This is a genomic window from Micromonospora sp. NPDC048871 (assembly GCF_043198155.1).
Classification (GTDB): Bacteria; Actinomycetota; Actinomycetes; order Mycobacteriales; family Micromonosporaceae; genus Micromonospora.
This window is the reverse complement of sequence record NZ_JBICUM010000007.1, coordinates 80,998-98,435: the sequence shown is the minus strand read 5'-3', so window position 1 is coordinate 98,435 and position 17,438 is coordinate 80,998. Positions and strand designations below refer to the sequence as shown.

19 protein-coding genes are annotated in these 17,438 nt (G+C 70.7%); 5 read left to right on the top strand and 14 right to left on the bottom strand.

The genetic code is table 11. The annotated features are described in order from the left end of the window. Positions 1-46: 46 nt before the first annotated feature. The gene (locus ACGFIK_RS17700) at positions 47-361 is read left to right on the top strand and encodes a DUF2516 family protein (protein ID WP_327023903.1); all 315 of its coding nucleotides are present in this window, start codon (positions 47-49) and stop codon (positions 359-361) included. Beyond that, entirely contained in the window at positions 358-1,245 is an 888-nt protein-coding gene (locus tag ACGFIK_RS17695) for an alpha/beta hydrolase (protein WP_327023904.1), read from the top strand. Before ACGFIK_RS17700 ends, ACGFIK_RS17695 begins: the two co-directional genes overlap by 4 nt. 34 nt (positions 1,246-1,279) lie before the next feature. Here ACGFIK_RS17695 and ACGFIK_RS17690 read toward each other — a convergent pair whose 3' ends face one another. Further along, entirely contained in the window at positions 1,280-1,960 is a 681-nt protein-coding gene (locus ACGFIK_RS17690) for a DNA polymerase beta superfamily protein (protein ID WP_327027403.1), read from the bottom strand. 78 nt (positions 1,961-2,038) lie between these two features. On the opposite strand from ACGFIK_RS17690, the gene ACGFIK_RS17685 reads away from it, so the two are divergent. Continuing rightward, positions 2,039-2,956 carry an SDR family oxidoreductase gene (locus ACGFIK_RS17685; RefSeq protein WP_327023905.1) on the top strand — a complete coding sequence of 306 codons (918 nt, stop codon included), beginning with the start codon at positions 2,039-2,041 and terminating at the stop codon, positions 2,954-2,956. Here the strand turns inward: ACGFIK_RS17685 and ACGFIK_RS17680 are convergent. The 5 genes from ACGFIK_RS17680 to ACGFIK_RS17660 are packed head-to-tail and all read right to left on the bottom strand — an operon-like array spanning position 2,940 to position 7,502. Next, positions 2,940-3,932, bottom strand: coding sequence for a YafY family protein (locus tag ACGFIK_RS17680; RefSeq protein WP_327023906.1), 993 nt, complete (start codon positions 3,930-3,932; stop codon positions 2,940-2,942). The genes ACGFIK_RS17685 and ACGFIK_RS17680 overlap by 17 nt on opposite strands. 2 nt (positions 3,933-3,934) lie before the next feature. Further along, positions 3,935-4,576 carry a response regulator transcription factor gene (locus ACGFIK_RS17675; protein WP_327023907.1) on the bottom strand — a complete coding sequence of 214 codons (642 nt, stop codon included), beginning with the start codon at positions 4,574-4,576 and terminating at the stop codon, positions 3,935-3,937. Further along, complete coding sequence (locus tag ACGFIK_RS17670; RefSeq protein ID WP_327023908.1) at positions 4,573-5,838, bottom strand: sensor histidine kinase; 1,266 nt, start codon at positions 5,836-5,838, stop codon at positions 4,573-4,575. The genes ACGFIK_RS17675 and ACGFIK_RS17670 overlap by 4 nt, the downstream gene beginning before the upstream one ends. 11 nt (positions 5,839-5,849) lie before the next feature. After that, positions 5,850-6,584, bottom strand: coding sequence for an ABC transporter permease (locus tag ACGFIK_RS17665; RefSeq protein WP_327023909.1), 735 nt, complete (start codon positions 6,582-6,584; stop codon positions 5,850-5,852). Positions 6,585-6,593: 9 nt separating this feature from the next. Then, positions 6,594-7,502 (bottom strand): ABC transporter ATP-binding protein, encoded by a 909-nt coding sequence (locus tag ACGFIK_RS17660; protein ID WP_327023910.1) that lies wholly within the window; start codon positions 7,500-7,502, stop codon positions 6,594-6,596. A 162-nt stretch (positions 7,503-7,664) separates the two neighbouring features. Here ACGFIK_RS17660 and ACGFIK_RS17655 point away from each other — a divergent pair, with 162 nt between their 5' ends. Next, on the top strand, positions 7,665-8,441 hold the full coding sequence (locus ACGFIK_RS17655) for an EI24 domain-containing protein (protein WP_327027404.1): 777 nt from the start codon (positions 7,665-7,667) through the stop codon (positions 8,439-8,441). Positions 8,442-8,472: 31 nt separating this feature from the next. On the opposite strand, the gene ACGFIK_RS17650 is transcribed toward ACGFIK_RS17655, so the two are convergent. From ACGFIK_RS17650 to ACGFIK_RS17615, 8 genes are all read right to left on the bottom strand, one after another. Further along, positions 8,473-8,997 (bottom strand): hypothetical protein, encoded by a 525-nt coding sequence (locus ACGFIK_RS17650; RefSeq protein WP_327023911.1) that lies wholly within the window; start codon positions 8,995-8,997, stop codon positions 8,473-8,475. A gap of 72 nt (positions 8,998-9,069) precedes the next feature. Beyond that, complete coding sequence (locus tag ACGFIK_RS17645) at positions 9,070-9,480, bottom strand: RidA family protein (protein WP_327023912.1); 411 nt, start codon at positions 9,478-9,480, stop codon at positions 9,070-9,072. Positions 9,481-9,586: 106 nt separating this feature from the next. Continuing rightward, a complete protein-coding gene (locus ACGFIK_RS17640) occupies positions 9,587-10,594 on the bottom strand; it encodes a LacI family DNA-binding transcriptional regulator (protein ID WP_327023913.1) in 1,008 nt (335 codons plus the stop codon). Between the two features lie 19 nt (positions 10,595-10,613). After that, the gene (locus ACGFIK_RS17635) at positions 10,614-11,987 is read right to left on the bottom strand and encodes a GH1 family beta-glucosidase (protein WP_327023914.1); all 1,374 of its coding nucleotides are present in this window, start codon (positions 11,985-11,987) and stop codon (positions 10,614-10,616) included. Next, the gene (locus tag ACGFIK_RS17630; protein WP_327023915.1) at positions 11,984-12,817 is read right to left on the bottom strand and encodes a carbohydrate ABC transporter permease; all 834 of its coding nucleotides are present in this window, start codon (positions 12,815-12,817) and stop codon (positions 11,984-11,986) included. The genes ACGFIK_RS17635 and ACGFIK_RS17630 overlap by 4 nt, the downstream gene beginning before the upstream one ends. Continuing rightward, on the bottom strand, positions 12,814-13,821 hold the full coding sequence (locus ACGFIK_RS17625; protein ID WP_327023916.1) for a sugar ABC transporter permease: 1,008 nt from the start codon (positions 13,819-13,821) through the stop codon (positions 12,814-12,816). Before ACGFIK_RS17625 ends, ACGFIK_RS17630 begins: the two co-directional genes overlap by 4 nt. 115 nt (positions 13,822-13,936) lie before the next feature. Continuing rightward, positions 13,937-15,241, bottom strand: a complete 1,305-nt coding sequence (locus ACGFIK_RS17620) for an ABC transporter substrate-binding protein (protein WP_357530427.1) — start codon at positions 15,239-15,241, stop codon at positions 13,937-13,939. A 226-nt stretch (positions 15,242-15,467) separates the two neighbouring features. Further along, positions 15,468-16,232 (bottom strand): maleylpyruvate isomerase family mycothiol-dependent enzyme, encoded by a 765-nt coding sequence (locus tag ACGFIK_RS17615; protein ID WP_327023918.1) that lies wholly within the window; start codon positions 16,230-16,232, stop codon positions 15,468-15,470. Between the two features lie 70 nt (positions 16,233-16,302). Between ACGFIK_RS17615 and ACGFIK_RS17610 the strand changes: the two genes are divergently transcribed. Further along, positions 16,303-17,385 (top strand): UDP-N-acetylmuramate dehydrogenase, encoded by a 1,083-nt coding sequence (locus tag ACGFIK_RS17610; protein ID WP_393340238.1) that lies wholly within the window; start codon positions 16,303-16,305, stop codon positions 17,383-17,385. Positions 17,386-17,438 lie beyond the last annotated feature (53 nt).

Genomic DNA, 17,438 nt, shown 5'->3' with positions numbered 1-17,438 from the left:
CCGTCCTGTCGGACGGATCCGGGGTCGTCGGCATAAGCTTGCCGTCATGGCCTACGCCGCGCCGATCTTCGCCTTCGATGTCCGTACCGTGATCGACCTGATCCTGTTCGTGTTCGCACTGATCGTGCAGGGGGTCGCTCTCGTGCACGCCATCACGCAGCGCTCCGACGCCTTCCCCGCCATCGGCACCTTGCCGAAGGGCGGCTGGATCGCCATTCTGGCGGTCACCCTGCTGCTGACTCTGCTCACCCAGACCACCCTCAGCATCTTCGGGCTGATCGGCATCGCGGCGGCCCTGATCTACCTGCTCGACGTCCGGGTCGGCCTACGTGAACTGGGTGACAACAGAGGATCCTGGTGAGGGCTTTCCGCTGGCCACCACCACCGGACGGCGGGCCGCGCACCTGGGGTCCCGGCCCGGGCGGGCCACGCAGCGGACGCCCGGCGCTACCCGAGCCGGACACGGAACTGGTCGCCACCCCCCACGGCGTACGACTGGAACGGTTGGTAACCGGCACCGGTGATCCGGTCACGGTGTTCGCGCACGGGCTGGGCAACGGCATAGCGGTGACCCGCCCCTTCGGCAGCGGGGTAACCGGCCGGAAGGTCTTCTTCCAGTTCCGGGGCCACGGTCGTTCGGATGCGCCCGAGGGGGTGTGGAGCTATCTGGACCTGGCCCGGGACCTGCGGGCGGTCGCCGACCTCTCCGGTGCCACCCGGGCCTTCGGTGCCAGCCTCGGCGCGGGCGCCCTGTGCCGGCTGCTCGCCGAGAGCCCGGACCGCTTCGAGCGGCTGGTCTTCTTCCTGCCGGCGGCGCTCGACCAGCCACGAGGGCCGGTCGCCCGGACCCGGCTGTTGGAGTTGCTGTCCGCGGTGGAGAGCGGGGACGCCTCCGCGGTGGCCGAGGTGGTCGCGGCGGAGATCCCACCGGCCGTACGCAACACCCCGGCCGGGTGGGCGTACCTGCGGCAGCGGCTCGATCACCTGTTGCGCGACGGTCTGGCCGTCGGTCTGGCCGACCTGCCCGGGCAGGCGCCCCTGGACGACGCCGGGGCGCTGGCGTCGGTCACCGCACCGGCGCTGGTCATCGCCTGCGAAGGGGACGACCTGCACCCCCTGGAGATCGCCGAGCAGCTCGCCGCCGCCCTGCCCCAGGCCACCCTGCACCGGTACGCCCGCCCCGGGGTGCTCTGGACGGAACGCGCCGACGTCCGGGCCCGGATCTCCGAGTTCCTCAACGGGTGAACCGCCCGGTCCGTCCATGACGACTCAAAGCCGGTCAGCGGGGCAGGTGGGCGGCGCGCACGTCCAGCAGCCAGCGTTCCACGGTCTGCTCGTCCGGCCGGTCCGGCAGCGGGGTCCGGATGCGGTCGAAGTCGCCTTCGGCCTCGGCCAGCAGGGCCCGCGCCTCCTCCAGAGCACCCCCGGCCACCCGATCCCCGAAGTCGCGGAACCAGCCCGGATCGGCTAGCCGGATCTCCAGTACCCCGGTGGCGTAGAGCAGTCGGCCCTGGTGCACCAGCCGGGCCAGGTGTCGGGCGTGCTTGGCGGTGCGCCGCCGGGTGTCCGAGGAGAAGGTCCCGTCACCCCGGGACTCCAGCTTGCGGAACTGCTGGGCGGCGTAGCCGAGGTAGGCCTCCCGGACCCGGGGAGCGCTGAGGAAGGCCGACCGGATGCCGATCAGGCCCTCGCCGAACTCGGTACGGGTCTCGTAGCAGTCGTCCGGGAGCCAGACCAGCTCACTGGCGGTCGGATTGCCGCTAAGGGCCAGCCGACACCACTTGCGGGCCTCGTGCAGGGTGAGGTCCGGGTCGGTGGTGACCACGGACTCCTTCGGCGGGTGCAGGCCGTGGAAGGCGACCGTGGGGGCGGCGAAGACCCCGATCCGGTCGACGTCCGAGCCCGGCCCCGCCAGGCCGTACGCCACCGAGCCGACGATGCCGGAGAGCAGCAGGTGCATGTCGGCGAGCATGCCGGATCAAGGGTTCTCCGCAAAACCTGACATCGGTTGTCAGGCTCTGCTGGCAGCGTGGCGACCATGACGAAACCGCTTACCGGAACGGTGGCGCTGGTGGCCGGGGCTACCCGGGGTGCCGGCCGACAGATAGCCGTGCAACTGGGTGCCGCAGGCGCCACCGTCTACGCGACCGGCCGCAGCAGCCGGGCGGCCGGACCTTCCGAGCTGGACCGCCCGGAGACCATCGAGGAGACCGCCGAACTGGTGACCGTGGCCGGGGGCACCGGCATCCCCGTCCGGGTGGACCACCTGGTCCCCGACCAGGTACGCGACCTCATCGCGCGGATCGACACCGAGCAGGGCCGACTCGATGTGCTGGTCAACGACGTGTGGGGTGCCGACCCCCTGATCAGCTGGGAGCAGCCGGTCTGGGAGCAGCCGCTGGAGGCCGGCTTCCGTACCCTGCGGCTGGCGGTGGACACCCACATCATCACCAGCCACTTCGCGATGCCCCTGCTGATCCGCCGCCCGGGTGGCCTGGTGGTGGAGATCGGTGACGGCACCCGGGCGTACAACGAGCGGAACTACCGCCTGTCGGTCTTCTACGACCTGGCCAAGACCTCGGTGAACCGGCTCGCCTTCAGTTGGGCGCACGAACTCAGGCCGTACGGCGGGACGGCGGTGGCCCTGACCCCCGGCTGGCTGCGTTCCGAGGCGATGCTGGAGCACTTCGGGGTCACCGAGGCCAACTGGCGCGACGGCGCGGCCAAGGACCCGCACTTCCTCATCTCGGAAACCCCGGCCTTCGTCGGCCGGGCGGTCGCCGCTCTGGCCGCCGACCCGGACCACGCCCGGTGGAGCGGGCAGTCCGTCTCCGCCGGAGAGTTGTCCAAGGTGTACGGCTTCACCGACCTGGACGGCAGCCGGCCGGACGCCTACCGCTACATCACCGAGGTGGTCGACAGCGGCAAGCCGGCCGACGTCACCGGTTACCGCTGACCGTCGGGGTGGTGTAGAGGGCGGCGGTGCGCCTCGCCGCCTCGGCCAGCCGGGCCCGCAGCTCGGGTGGGTCCAGCACCTCCACCTCCGGACCCAGCCCGAGCAGTTGGGTGTATGCCACCTCGACGGACTCGACCGGCAGCCGGGTGGTCACCCAGCCCTGCCCGTCGGGTTCGTCGGCGGTGGCGACCGCCTCGGCGTACCCGAAGGGGATGTCGCTGCGGTGCTTGAGCTGGCGCAGACCGGCGGGGCTCAGCCGGATCCGCACCTCGGCCCGCAGCATCCCCCGCAGGAAGGCCTCCGCCTGCGTCCGCCAGTACCCCGGCAGGTCGAAGTCCGGCTCCCGGTCGAAGGTCTCCTCGTGCTGCTGCACCCCGACGATCCGGTCCACCCGGTAGGTGCGCAGGTCCCCGTCGACCCGGCCGACGAGATACCAGATGCCGCTCTTGAGGACCAGACCGTACGGGCAGACCCGGCGGATTACCGACCCGTCCGCGCGTTGGTAGTGCAGGGTCACCACCCGGTCCCGCCAGAGGGCCCCGGCCAGCTCGGCCAGCCAGGGCGGCGGCTCGCTCGGCGCGTACCAGCCGGGCACCTCCAGGTGGAACCGTTGCCCGGTGCGGGTGGGTGCGTCGCGCAGGCTCGGCGGCAGGGCGGCGAGCACCTTCAACTCGGCCGCCGCCACCGCATCGGCCAACCCCATGTCCCCGGCCGGGCCGGGCAGCCCGGCGAGGAAGAGGGCCTCCGCCTCATCCCGGGTCATCCCGGTCAGCCGGGTCCGGTACCCGCCGAGCAGCCGGTAACCCCCGGCCCGACCCCGGTCGGCGTAGACCGGCACCCCGGCGGCGGAAAGCGCCAGGACATCCCGGTACACCGTCCGTTCGGAGACCTCCAGCTCGCGGGCCAGTTCCGCCGCCGTCATCGCCTCCCGGGCCTGCAACAGCAGCAGCAAGGAGATCAGTCGGGCGGCCCGCACGGTCAGCGTCCGCCGGGGGTCAGCAGACCCCGGTCGTACGCGGCCGCCACGGCGGCGGCCCGGTCGTTGACCCCGAGCTTGGCGTACACGTGCAGCAGGTGGGTCTTGACGGTGGCCTCGCTGATGAACAGTTGGGCGGCGGCCTCCCGGTTGGTCGAGCCGCGCGCCACCAGGGTGAGCACCTCCAGTTCCCGGTGGCTCAGCGGCTCCTCCGCCGGGGCGCGCAGCCGGCCCATCAGCCGACCCGCCACGGCGGGGGAGAGCACGGACTCACCCCGGGCGGCGGCGCGTACCGCCCGGACCAGTTCGTCGCGGGGGGCGTCCTTGAGCAGGTAACCGGTGGCACCGGCCTCGATCGCGGGCAGCACGTCGGCATCCGTGTCGTAGGTGGTCAGCACCAGCACCTTCGCCGTACTGTCCGAGCGGACCAGCCGACCGATCGCGGTCACCCCGTCCATGCCGGGCATCCGCAGGTCCATCAGCACCACGTCGGGATGGTGCCGGGCGGCCAACGCCAACGCCTCGGCCCCGTCGGCCGCCTCACCGACCACCTCGAACCCGGGATCGCCGGTGAACATGCCGCGCAGCCCGTCCCGCACCACCGGATGGTCGTCGACGATCAACAGCCGGATCGGCTCGGTCAACCGGCACCTCCCGGTAGCGCCGGTACGGAGGCGGAGATGGCGGTGCCGCCACCCGGCTCGGACTCCACATCGAGGCGCCCCCCGACCTCGGTGACCCGTTGCCGCATGGCGGTCAGCCCGTAGCCGCCGTCCGGCCTGGGTGCGGCAGCCTCGGGGTCGAAGCCGGTGCCGTCGTCCCGGACATCAAGGGTCACCACATCCGACATGTAGGACAGTGTCAACCCCACCCGGGAGGCGGCGGCGTGCCGGGAGACATTGGCCAACGCCTCCTGAGCGGCTCGCAGCAGGGTCACCTCGACCTCCGGATGCAGCGGCCGGGGGGTGCCGGTGGTGTTGACCTCGGCCCGTACCCCGTGCCGGGCCGACCAGCGTCCACCCAGCTCGGTCAGGGCATCGGGCAGCCTAGCGGCCTCCAGCGGCTCGGGACGGATGGCGCGGACCGAGCGACGGGCCTCGGTGAGGCTCTCCCGGGCCAGCGCCAGGGCATTGTCCACATGCCGCCGCCAGTCACCGGACCGGTCCCGGGTCTGCTCGGCCGCCTCCAACTGGGTGATGATGCCGGTGAGCCCCTGGGCCAGGGTGTCGTGGATCTCCCGGGCCATCCGCTGCCGTTCGTCCAGCACCCCGGCCTCCCGGGCCTGGGTCACCAGTTGGGCGTGCAGACCCTCGTTCTCCCGTACCGTCTCGGTGAGCCGGCGGTTGGCGGCGGCCAACTCCGCCACCAGCCGCTTGCGTTTCTCGCCCTGGTGCTCGGAGACGTAGGCGAACCAGCTGACCGCCCCGGCGATCGTCACGTTGAAGAACACCATCACCAGCCAGATCGCCCAATGTGACGACACGACCGGTAGGCCGCCGCTCTGCGAGGTGGCCAGCAGCACGGCGGTGACGACGACCCCGGCGATCCGCCACCTGCCGGGCAGGAAGAACGCGTGCACATAGCCGATCCAGGCGAAGAAGCCGTACCACGGACTGGCGACCACCAGCACGGCGGCGATCGCGAGCATCCCGAGGTAGTAGACCGTCATCAGCGCACGCCGGCTCTGCCAGCGCGGGTGCAGGGTGATGAACCAGGCGATCCAACAGGCAGCCGCCACGGCGACGGGCAGGGTGGCCGCCATCGGGAGACCGCGCGGCGTCGGCGCGAAGACGGCCAGCAGCGTGCCAACGATCAGCCCTCCGAAGGGCAGCACCCGCCAGACATTCGCTTCCCGGACCTGCCAGGCATCCATTCGGTCGTCGGGTCGGTCGCCGCTGCTGATCATCGGATCCCCGCCTACTGCCAGCGGAACAGTTTCGTCGCGAGAGCACCGGCGGCCACCGCGACCACCGCCATTATCGCCAGGTGCAGCGGATGCGGGGCGGTGCCGGTCCAGGCGTCCAGCAGGGCCTGCACGCCCGGCGGGGTGTAGGCGCCGATCTCGGCCAGGAAGTCGGGCAGCAGGAACCTCGGCAGGTACACGCCACCGAGAAACATCACCGCCATGAACACCGGTACGGTCAGCGCCTGAGCCGACTTGGCGGAGGGTGCGACCGCCGCCACCAGCAGTCCCAGCGCGAGCAGCGCCGCGGTGCCGAGGACCAGGGCTGCGGCGAATCCGAGCGGATGCTGCGGCAGCGGTACGCCGAACGCCAGCCGGGCCACCACCGCGAGCAGCACCGCGCTGGCCAGGATGCCGATGAGGGCCAGCACCAGTTGGGCCAGCAGCAGGGCCAGCGGGCTGGCCGGGGTGGTGGCCAGCCGGCGCAGGATGCCCCGCTCCCGGTAGGTGGCCAGCACGGTGGGCAGGACGTTCACCCCGACCATCGCCAGGGTGACCACCAACAGGGAGGGGGTGAAGTAGCTGACGAAGGACTGCCCGCCGAGGTCCTCAGTGGGCCTTTGGAGGGTGGGGATGAGCCCGAGGACCACCAGGATCAGGGTGGGCAGTGCGATGGTGAGCACCATCGTCGAGGTGTCCCGCAGATAGAGCCGGGCCTCGGTCTTGAGGATCTGGCCGAAGGCGTGCATGGGTTCCCCTCAGTCGGTGAGTCGGTGCCCGGTCAGCTCGACGAACGCGTCGTCCAACGTGGCCTGCTCCAGCCGCAGGTCGGCGGCGATGATCTGGTTACGGGCCAGCACGGAGGTGACCGCGTGCAGCACCTCGCCGGTGCCGGTCACCACCACCTGGGCACCGCTGCGGGTCACCGAGTTCACCTGCGGCAACTCGGCCAGGAGACGATCGTCCAGCGGTGCGGAGGGGCGGAACCGGATGCGTTGTTCCGGTGCCACGGCCGAGACCAGCCCGGCCGGGCTGTCCAGGGCCACCACCCGTCCCTTGTCGATCACGGCGAGCCGGTCGCAGAGTCGCTCGGCCTCCTCCATGAAGTGGGTGACCAGCACGATGGTGACCCCCCGATCCCGGATCCGTTCGATCAGGCTCCAGGTATCCCGGCGGGCCTGCGGATCCAGCCCGGTGGTCAACTCGTCCAGGATGGCGATCCTCGGGTTGCCGACCAGGGCCAGCGCGATGGACAGCCGCTGCTTCTGGCCGCCGGAGAGCTTGTCGTACGGGGTGTTGCGCTTGGCGCCCAGCCCCAACTCCTCGATGAGGGCGGCCGGGTCGGCGGGGTCGCGGTAGAACGAGGCGTAGAGGTCCAAAGCCTCGGCAACCCGGAGCCGATCCGGCAGTTGGCTCTCCTGTAGCTGCACCCCCACCAGTTGGCGCAGGCGGGCGGCGTCCCGGCGAGGGTCCAGCCCGAGGATGGACACCTCGCCCCCGTCGGGGACGCGCAACCCGGCCACGCACTCCACAGTGGTGGTCTTGCCCGCACCGTTGGGCCCGAGGATTCCGAAGATCTCGCCCGCCGCGACGTCGAACGACACATCCTGCACCGCCATCGTCTCGCCGTACCGCTTGTGCAGGTGGGACACCTCGATCACCGGCATCGCGACCCCTCTCCTCGGCTACCCGTTCAGCCTCGCGGCAGCGGGTCGGCGGGGGATCGACCAGCCGTAGATGATCTCCACCGGCTCCGGTTGACCCGAACGATCCGTCAATCGGTTGATGCGGTGACCGGTGACTAGGCTCAGCGCGTGAACGTTTCCGAGATGTCCGGCACCGCCACGAGCACCGCACGGCGGTTCGCCGGTGGGGCCGGGTTCCTGCTGCGTGGCATCGGTCTCTACGTACGCAATCCCGGTCTGATGCTGCTCGGGGTGGTGCCGGCGCTGATCTCCGGCGTGCTGTTCCTGGCCGCGTACGCCGCCCTGGTCTTCTTCGTCGGTGACCTGGCCACGGCGGTGACCCCCTTCGCCGACGACTGGTCGACGGCGACCCGCCGGGTGGTCCGGGTGATCGCCGGCCTGGCCATCCTCGGTCTGGGTGGCCTGCTAGCCGTGCTCACCTTCACGGCCGTCACCCTGGTCATCGGCGACCCCTTCTACGAGAAGATCTCCGAGCGGGTGGAGCAGCGGTACGGCGGGGCGCCGGACGCGGTCGAGGTGCCGTTCTGGGCCTCCCTGCGGCGCAGCCTCATCGACTCGATCCGGCTGGTAGCCCTGGCGGCACTGTTCGGCATCCCGCTGTTCGCGGCCGGGTTCATCCCCCTGCTGGGCCAGACCGTGGTACCGGTGATCGGTGCCGCCGTCGGTGGTTGGCTGCTGGCCGTGGAACTGGTCGGCGCGCCCTTCTACCGGCGGGGCAAGGGGCTGCGGGAGCGCCGGGCGGCGCTGAAGGTCGACCGCCCCACCGCCCTGGGCTTCGGGATGGCGGTCTTCGTCTGCTTCCTGATCCCGCTCGGGGCGGTGGTGCTCATGCCGGCCGCGATCGCCGGTGCCACCCTGCTCGCCCGCCGCACCCTCGGCCAACCCGTCACGGAGGACTGACCCGTGGACATCACCCTGGTCGAGGGGGACATCACCGCCGAGCGGGTCCAGGCCACCCCCTGAGCCGCCGCGGCTCGCTCCTTCTCGGCCCGCGTCGGCCTGGCCTGACCGTTCCTGCCCGCTCGCAGGCTTGCACCGCGCGACTGGGTGCATCCTCGTCCGGGAGGTGCCGAACCCGTCGTACCCGTACCGCAGGTAGGCCTAGCGGGAGGCGGCGCAACAGGTCGGCCTGCCGTCGGTGATGGGGGACCAGCACGTCGACGGTCTGGTAGCGCCACCTGCCCCGCAGGCCACCGGCCGTCGCCGCCGCCAGCCCGGCGAGCACCGCGCCCGGCCCGGCGGCCAGCACCGCCGCCCACCACTGCTGCTCCTGGCGGTACGGCTCACTGGGCGGCGCGGCGCGCAGGATGCCGCGACACACCCGGCCCCAGCGGCCGGTCGCCAGCAGGTGCCGTACCTTCGCCGGAGTCAGTTCGGCGGTTGCCTGTGCCCAGCTCAACATCCCCGACTGCTCGAACAGCAACCACTGCACCGCATCCCCATCATCACTCGGCATCCGCACCGATCGATTGCACCGCAGTGTGGGTGCATTTGTTGTCCCCCTGACGACAACAAACGCACCCAGAAGTCAGGAGGCGGGGAGGGCGGCGATCGCCTCGACCTCGACGAGTTGGCCGGAGTAGCCGAGCACGGTCACCCCCAGCAGGGTGCTGGGGGCGTCGTGGTCGCCGAAGGCCGCCCGTACCACCTCCCAGACCGTGACCAGGTCCTCCTGGCGGCTGGAGGCCACGTACACCGTGCTCTTGACGACGTCGGCCAGGGTGGCCCCGGCAGCGGCCAGGGCGGTCTCCAGGTTGGCCATCACCTGCCGGGCCTGAGCCGCGTAGTCGCCGGGGGCGACCGTGCGGCCCTCGGCGTCCAGCGGGCAGGCGCCGGCGGTGAAGATCAGGCGGGTGCCGGGTTCCACGGTCGCCAGATAGGCGTACGGGGCGACGTCGGTGAGCGCGGGAACGGGCAGCAGGCGAACCGGGTGGGACATGTGGGGCAGGCTAGCCGCCCGCCGAGCCGGGTGCCACGCGATAAGGGTTGTTAATAGGGGGCCCTTGCTCTACCTGAGGCGTTAATAAGGTGCCCTTCCTTACACCTCAGGCGGAGTCGCGGATGATGAGTTCGGTGGGCAGGATGAGGGCCGGTTCGACCTGTTCCCCGGCGGCCAGGCGGAGCAGCAGTCGGGTGCCCTGTCGGCCGAGTTCGACTATCGGCTGGCGGACGGTGGTCAGCGGAGGTTCGGTGTACGCGGCCGTCTCGATGTCGTCGAAACCGATCACGGCGACATCCTCCGGCACCCGCCGTCCGGCCTCGCGCAACGCCCGCAGGGCGGCGTGCGCCATCAGGTCGGAGGCGGCGAAGACGGCGTCCAGGTCGGGGTGGTTGGTGAGCAGTTCCCGCATCGCCGCCGCGCCGGACTCCCGGGTGAAGTCGCCGACCGCCACCATCTGCGGCAACCCGGCGGCGGCCATGGTGTCCCGGTAGCCGGCCAGCCGTTCGATGCCGGCGACCATGTCCTGCGGCCCGGCGATGGTGGCGATCCGGCGGCGCCCCCTGTCGATCAGGTGTCGGATCGCCTGGGTGACCCCGCCGACCTGGTCAACGTCGACGTACGGCACGTCCGCGCCGTCCAGGGGTCGGCCGCTGCACACCACCGGGATGCCCAGGGCGGCGAGCCGGGCGGGCAGCGGATCGGCACCGTGCAGGGAGGCGAACAGCACCCCGTCGACATGCCGGCCGGTGGTGTACCGCTCGACCCGTTCGTGCCCGGCCGGTGAGCCGGCCAGCATCAGCACCAACTGCTTGTCGGCGGCCTCCAACTCCTGGGCGGCCCCCCGGATGATGCCGGGAAAGACCTGGTCGTCGGAGAAGACCCGGGTGGCCTCCTCCGGCATGACCAGGGCGATCGAGTCGGTCCGCTGGGTGACCAGGGTGCGGGCGGCCAGGTTAGGCACGTACCCCAACTCGGCCACCGCCTGGCGGACCGCATCCCGGATCGGCTCGGCGACCGTGGTGGAACCGTTCACCACCCGGGACACGGTGGCTCGGGACACCCCGGCCCGCCGTGCCACCGCTTCCAGAGTGGGCCGTTGTGCGCCCGTCATCGGAGAGATCACCGCCTCGTCACAGCCCGTTCCGGGAGATCACCTCCTGGTACCACCGGGCGCTGGACTTCGGTGTACGCCGTTGGGTGAGGTAGTCGACGTGCACGATTCCGAATCGCTTGCGGTACCCCTCGGCCCACTCGAAGTTGTCCAGCAATGACCATACGAGATAGCCGCGCAGGTCCACTCCCCGGGCGATGGCCTCGTGGGCGGCACGCAGGTGCCCGTCCAGGTACGCGATCCGGTCCTCGTCGTGCACCGGGCTGGTGGCCTCCGAGGTGCCCTTGTCCGGGAAGGCCGCCCCGTTCTCGGTGATCATCAGCGGCACCGGGGGGTAGTCGGTGGCGATGCGTTCCAGCAGCCGGGTCAGCCCGGCCGGTTCGATCATCCAGCCCATGTCGGTGAGCGGCCCGACCGGCGGCAGGAACTCCACCGCCCCCGCCGTGCCCGGGTAGGCGCCGCCCCCGCCCTCGCCGTCCGACCGCCCGGCGACGTAGGTCGGGGCGTAGTAGTTGATCCCCAGCAGGTCGATCGGGGCCGCGATGATCTTCTCGTCGCCCTCGGCGACGAACACCGGCTCGACGATCCGAGCCACATGCTCGCGGACATCCTCGGGGTAGCCGCCGACCAGCAGGGGATCCAGGAAGATCCGGTTGTGCAGGCCGTCGACCAGGCGTACCGCCTCGGCGTCGGCGGCGCTGTTCGCGTCCGCCGGGCGTACGTCGGCCGGGTTGAGGGTGATGCCGACCCGCCCGGCGCCGCCCGCGCGCAGGGCCTGGGTGGCCAGGCCGTGCGCCAGCAGCAGATGGTGTACGGCGCTGAAGGCGGCACCCGGATCCTGCACCCCCGGGGCGTGCACCCCGTTGCCGTAGCCCAGGTACGCCGAGCACCAGGGTTCGTTGAGGGTGGTCCAGGTGCTGATGCGGTCCCCCAGCCGGGCGTACACCGCGGCGGCGTAGGTCGCGAAGTGCTCCGCGGTCTCCCGCGCCGTCCACCCGCCCCGGTCCTGCAGGTTCTGCGGCAGGTCCCAGTGGTAGAGGGTGACGATCGGGTCGATGCCCCGGCTCAGCAGGGTGTCCGTCAACCGGTCGTAGAAGTCCAGCCCACGGGGGTTGACCGGGCCGCTGCCATCGGGCTGGATCCGGGGCCAGGCCACCGAGAACCGGTACGCCCGCAGACCCAGCTCGGCCATCATCGCCACGTCCTCGGCGTACCGGTGGTAGTGGTCGCAGGCGACGTCACCGGTGTGCCCGGCGTACACCTTGCCCGGGGTGCGGCAGAAGGTGTCCCAGATCGACTCCCCGCGCCCGTCGTCGCGGGCCGCCCCCTCGATCTGAAAGGCGGCCGTAGCCGCTCCCCACAGGAAATTCTCCGGGAACCGGATTCCACTCACGATTTGACCGCACCTTCCATGATTCCGCCGATGATCTGGCGTCCGAACAGTACGAACACCAGCAGCAGCGGCAGGGTGGCGATTGCCGTACCGGTGAACACCTGGGACATGTCCTGGTAATAGCCGTCGGAGAGGGCCCGCAGGGACAACTGCACGGTGGGATTCTCCGGATCATTGAGCACCGCGTACGGCCACAGGAAATCGTTCCAGGTGGTCATGAAGGTGAGTAGGCCCAGCACCGCGATGGCCGGCCGCAACGCGGGCAGCACCACGTTCCAGTAGATCCGGGCGGTGCCGCAGCCGTCCACCCGGGCCGCCTCGATCAGCTCGGTGCTGATCGCCTGACCGGCGTACTGCCGCATCATGAACACCCCGAAGCCGGTGACCAGGGCGGGCAGGATCACCGCGGGCAGCCGGTCGTTGAGGTTCAGCCTGGTCATCAGCATGTACAGCGGGATGATGCCGAGCTGGGTGGGCACCATCATCGTGGCGATGATGACCATCAGCAGGGCGTTGCTGCCCCGGAACCGCAGCTTGGCGAAGGCGAACCCGGCCAGGGAGGAGAAGAGGACCACCGAGAAGGTGACCGTGGCCGCCACGATCGCCGAGTTGATCAGGCCGGTCAGGAAGTACGCGTCCGTGTTGGCGAACAGTCGGGAGATGTTGGCGCCCAGGTTGCCGCCGGGGGTGACCGGCGGGGGCAGTTGCCCCATCGCGTCGCTGGAGCGACTGGCCACCACGAACATCCAGTAGATCGGAAACAGCGACAGGAATCCGGCGGCGAGCAACGCGCCGTAGGTCAGCGGGCTGGCCCGCCAGAGTCGACTCATCGGAAGCCTCCCTTTCGGGCGTCCCTGGGTGGCCGGGTCCCCGATCCGACCCGGCGGATGATCAGTACGTTGATCGCCGCGACGATGGCGATCAGGGCGAACAGCAGCCAGGCCACCGCGGAGCCGTACCCGAAGTTGTAATAGGGCGCGAAGGCGTTCTCGAACATGTACATCGTCATCGTCTGCGACTCGCGCAGCGGCCCACCCCGGATGGGGTTGGTGCCGGAGTGGAACAACCGGGGTTCGGTGAACAGTTGCAGCCCACCGATGGTGGAGATGATGACGCAGAAGATGATCGTCGGCTTGAGCAGCGGCACGGTGACCGACCAGAACTGCCGGGCCCGGTTCGCCCCGTCGATCGCGGCGGCCTCGTACAGGTCCCGGGGGATGGCCTGCATGGCGGCCAGGAAGATCAGGGCGTTGTAGCCGGTCCACCGCCAGTCGACCATGGCCGAGATGGCCACCCAGGAGGCGAACCGGTTGGACTTCCACTCGATCCCGTCGATGCCGACCAGGTCCAGCAGCCAGTTGACCATCCCGAACTCGCGGCCGAACAACACCCCGAAGACGATCGCCACCGCGGCCGTGGAGGTCACATTGGGCACCAGCACGGCCATCCGCCAACCGGTACGCATCCGCAGCTGCCGGTTGAGCAGGTTGGCCAGCCAGAGCGCCAGCAGCAACTGGGGCACCGTACTGATGACGAAGATGCCCAGGGTGTTGACCACGGCGTGCCAGAAGTCGCCGTCGGCCAGCAGCCGGGTGTAGTTGTCCACCCCGATGAAGGTGGGATCGCTGCCGAGCAGGTCCCAGTCGTGCAGGGAAACCCAGAAGGTGTACGCGAGCGGCCAGGCCCCGAAGATCGCGAAGACCACGAAGAACGGGGCGATGTACAGGTAGGGCGAGTATTTCGCGTCGATCCGGCTCAGCCGGCCGGCCCGCGACAGGCGGGATCGGCCCGGTGCCGGCCCGGTCGGCCCTCGCGCGTCGAGCTGCAACGCCATGACCCGTTGACTCCTCTCCACGCCCCACCCCCGCGCCGATCCGGCCGGTCATCGCGTACGCCCGGCGAAGGTGGCGGGCCCGGATCGGCGGCGGGGGTGGCGGCTGTCGGGCCGGTTACTTGGCGGCAGCCTTCTTGGCGTTGGTGACGGCGTCCTGCCAGCCCTGTTCGGGAGTGCGCTGGCCCAGCTCGACCGTGCGGACGGCGTTCTCCACCTCGGTGCGGACCGCCTGGTTCTTCGGGCCCATGTAGACCGGCTTCAGGGTCTTGGCGCCCTCGGCGAAGATCGTCCCGATCGGGGCCCCGGAGAAGTACGCGTTGGTGGCCTCGGCGATCGCCGGGTCGTTCAGGGCCTGCGGTGAGGAGGGCAGCGGGCCCTTGGCCTTGAAGGCACCGATCTGCCCCTGCGGGCTGGTCAGGAACTTGACCAGCTTGATCGCCTCTTCCTTCTGCTTGCCCTGGGCCGGCACGGCCAGGTGGGAGCCACCCCAGTTGCCGCCGTCGCCGGGGACCCGGGCGATGTCCCACTTGCCACTGGCCTCCGTGCCGGCGTTGCCCTCGATCACCCCGGTCATCCAGGCCGGGCAGGCGATGGTGGCGAACTTGGCCTGCTTGAAGGCGGATACCCACTCCTCCGACCAGGAGCCGTACTTGCCGGACAGACCCGCCCCGATGATCTTCATGGTGGTGTCCCAGGCCTGCTTGACCGCCGGGTTGCTGTCCACCACGAGGTTGTCGCTGGTGTCGTAGTAGTGGTAGCCCTGCGCCTTGCCGGCGGTCTGCAACACGATGGTGTTGAAGGTGTTGGTGGCCGCGTCCAGGAAGGAGGCGCCGGTGTTCGCCGCTTTGAACCGCTCGCCGACCGCGATGTAGTCCTCCCAGGTCGGCCAGAGCTTGGAGACCTCGTCACGCTCGGTGGGCAGCCCCGCCTTGGCGAACAGGTCCGTGCGGTAGCACATCGCCATGCCGCCCACGTCGGTGCCGAGCCCGATCAGCTTCTGCCCGTCGGCGGTCAGTCCCTGGTTCCACTTCCACTCCAGGAAGTTGCCCTTGAGTTCGCCGGCGCCGTGGTCCAGCAGGTTGACGAAGTTGTCCGGGTTGGCCTTGTACTCGACCATCAGACCTTCTTCGATGGCGACGATGTCCCCGGCGCCCTTGCCGGCGGCCAGCCACTGGGTCAGCCGGGGCGAGTACTCGTCGAGGTTGCTGCCGGTGCCCCGTTCGACGATCTTCACCCCGGGGTTGGCGTCCATGTACTCCTGGTAGAGCTGGTCGTAGCCGAGCTGTCCGAAGACGTCGACCGTGAGGGTTATCTGGCCGTCGTCGGCCGCGTCCTCGCCGGCGCAGCCGCTGGTGGCGAGTAGTGCACCGATCGTTGCCAGGGCCACCGCCGCGAGGCGGTGGCGGGTGAAGGTGCCCATGGTCTGGTGACCCCTCTCAGGTCCGGGTGGCGGTGCGGGATACGTGAGAGAGCGCTCTCGCGTAGCCTGCGCCTCCCGGTGGAGAGGTGTCAAGAGAGCGCTCTCTCGCCCCGGGTCACAGAACGGCCACGACCCTGCGGTGGTCCGCTTTCGCCGTTACGGCGGAATGGCGGTCACCTGGAGGTCAGGTAACCGCCATTCCGGCGAAACGGTGTTGATCTATGGGTCAGCCGGTGCGTACTCCGTCCAGCAGGGTCGGGTCGCCGCCCACCGTCAGGGATTCGAAGCTGACCCGACCCCAGAGGGCCAGCAGCAGGTCGCTGGCGGTGCCGCTGACATGTACCCGGGCGTGGTGCTCGTCGTGGTCGAGGATGGTGCCGGTGTCCAGCAGGGCCACCCCCTCGCCGCGTAGCCGCAGGTACCACTCCTGCGCGGCGTCGGTCGCGCTGAGGCGCACCACCCCGCGCCACTGGCCTGTCGCCGCCCGCCGACCGGCCGGCAGCCAGGTGTCGAGCACCTCGCTGACCCCGTCGGCCGCCAGCTTGGCCTCGATCGGTTCACCGGCGGCGATGGCGAGCTGGGCGTCCCAGCGGTGCAACGCCGTCTCGTGCGCCATCCGGCGCGGCCAGAAGCCGGCCTTCTTCGGCTGGGGGGCCCAGTTCCAGGCCGGGGCCTCCGGGTCCAGGGTGTCGAAGAGGACCATCAGGTCGTCGTACGCCTGCTGCCACTGTTGCGCGGCCGTGAGCCCCGGGACGGGCGCCGGGCGCTGCGGCCGGGGCTGCTCCGGCGCAGTGGTCCGGCCCGCGCCGGCCACGGTGTGTACCCACTGGTAGATGCCGGTGAGGTGCAGGGCCAGGTCGGTCACCGTCCAGCCGGGGCAGGAGAGCACCGGTGTCTCGGGTGGGGCCTCGGCCACCGCGGCGGCGAACGCCGGGCCCTCCGCCCGGAGCGCGCCGATCCAGAAATCCTTGGAGCCGTGCATTCTGCTCATCGCCATCCTCCCGGGGGTGACCCGGCCACCAGTGGGTGCCGCGGCTGCCTATCAGCCTAGGGTGAAAGCTGTGTCTGACGTCTACGCCCAGCCGACAGCCGCCGCCCAACCCGCTATTCGGGGTGATCTGTCGCAATACACCACATTGTGCCTCGGTGGACCGGCCGCGCGGATCGTCACCGCCGCCACTTCCGACCAGATTGTCACTCAGGTACGCGAGGCCGGCGAGCGCGTACTGCTGCTTGCCGGGGGCAGCAACGTGGTGATCGGCGACGCCGGTTTCCCGGGCACGGTGGTGCTCGTCCGATCCCGGGGTCTGCGGGTGCTGGCCGAGGACGAGCGGACCGTGACCATCCGGGTGGAGGCCGGCGAGCCCTGGGACGACCTGGTCGCCACGACGGTGCGCAACGGCTGGTCCGGGCTGGAATGCCTGTCCGGCATCCCCGGCTCCACCGGCGCCACCCCGATCCAGAACGTCGGGGCGTACGGGCAGGAGGTCGCCGAGACCATCGTCGGTGTGCAGGTGTACGACCGTACCGCCGGGACGGTCCGCCAGGTGCCGGCGGCCGACTGCGGCTTCGGGTACCGGGGCAGCATCTTCAAGTACAGCGAGCGCTGGGTGGTGCTCGGGGTCGACTTCCGGCTGGCCCGCTCGCCGCTGTCCGGCCCGGTCCGGTACGCCGAACTGGCCCGCGCCCTCGGCGTGGAGGTCGGTGACCGGGTGCCGCTGACCCAGGCCCGGGAGACCGTGCTGGGCCTGCGGGCCGGCAAGGGGATGGTGCTGGACCCCTCGGACCCGGACACCCGTTCGGTCGGCTCCTTCTTCACCAACCCGATCCTCGACCCGGCCGGGTACGAGGTGCTGCGGCAGCGCGCCGCCGACCTGGGTGAGCCGCCCGCCTGGCCGGGCGCCGGGGATCTGGTCAAGGTCAGTGCCGCCTGGCTGATCGACAAGGCCGGCTTCGGCAAGGGCTACCCCGGCCCGGAGGGGGTCGCCATCTCCGCCAAGCACACCCTGGCGCTGACCAACCAGAGCGGCACCGCCACCACCGAGGCCCTGCTGACCCTGGCCCGCGAGATCCGCGACGGCGTCCAGGCCCGCTTCGCGGTGACCCTCCACCCCGAACCCGTCCTGATCAACTGCACCCTCTAACCCTGTTCAGCCACCCTCCCCTTGCTGTAGTTGATCAAGAGGTTTGCGTCTCC

What these genes read in the sequence shown, in the direction of transcription:
- ACGFIK_RS17685 (WP_327023905.1), top strand. Translation starts at nt 2,039, where the DNA reads ATGACGAAACCGCTTACCGGAACGGTGGCGCTGGTGGCCGGGGCTACC.
- ACGFIK_RS17615 (WP_327023918.1), bottom strand. Translation starts at nt 16,232, where the DNA reads ATGAGCAGAATGCACGGCTCCAAGGATTTCTGGATCGGCGCGCTCCGG.
- ACGFIK_RS17630 (WP_327023915.1), bottom strand. Translation starts at nt 12,817, where the DNA reads ATGAGTCGACTCTGGCGGGCCAGCCCGCTGACCTACGGCGCGTTGCTC.
- ACGFIK_RS17625 (WP_327023916.1), bottom strand. Translation starts at nt 13,821, where the DNA reads ATGGCGTTGCAGCTCGACGCGCGAGGGCCGACCGGGCCGGCACCGGGC.
- ACGFIK_RS17620 (WP_357530427.1), bottom strand. Translation starts at nt 15,241, where the DNA reads ATGGGCACCTTCACCCGCCACCGCCTCGCGGCGGTGGCCCTGGCAACG.
- ACGFIK_RS17650 (WP_327023911.1), bottom strand. Translation starts at nt 8,997, where the DNA reads ATGCCGAGTGATGATGGGGATGCGGTGCAGTGGTTGCTGTTCGAGCAG.
- ACGFIK_RS17655 (WP_327027404.1), top strand. Translation starts at nt 7,665, where the DNA reads ATGTCCGGCACCGCCACGAGCACCGCACGGCGGTTCGCCGGTGGGGCC.
- ACGFIK_RS17660 (WP_327023910.1), bottom strand. Translation starts at nt 7,502, where the DNA reads ATGCCGGTGATCGAGGTGTCCCACCTGCACAAGCGGTACGGCGAGACG.
- ACGFIK_RS17645 (WP_327023912.1), bottom strand. Translation starts at nt 9,480, where the DNA reads ATGTCCCACCCGGTTCGCCTGCTGCCCGTTCCCGCGCTCACCGACGTC.
- ACGFIK_RS17700 (WP_327023903.1), top strand. Translation starts at nt 47, where the DNA reads ATGGCCTACGCCGCGCCGATCTTCGCCTTCGATGTCCGTACCGTGATC.
- ACGFIK_RS17640 (WP_327023913.1), bottom strand. Translation starts at nt 10,594, where the DNA reads ATGACGGGCGCACAACGGCCCACTCTGGAAGCGGTGGCACGGCGGGCC.
- ACGFIK_RS17670 (WP_327023908.1), bottom strand. Translation starts at nt 5,838, where the DNA reads ATGATCAGCAGCGGCGACCGACCCGACGACCGAATGGATGCCTGGCAG.
- ACGFIK_RS17665 (WP_327023909.1), bottom strand. Translation starts at nt 6,584, where the DNA reads ATGCACGCCTTCGGCCAGATCCTCAAGACCGAGGCCCGGCTCTATCTG.
- ACGFIK_RS17690 (WP_327027403.1), bottom strand. Translation starts at nt 1,960, where the DNA reads ATGCACCTGCTGCTCTCCGGCATCGTCGGCTCGGTGGCGTACGGCCTG.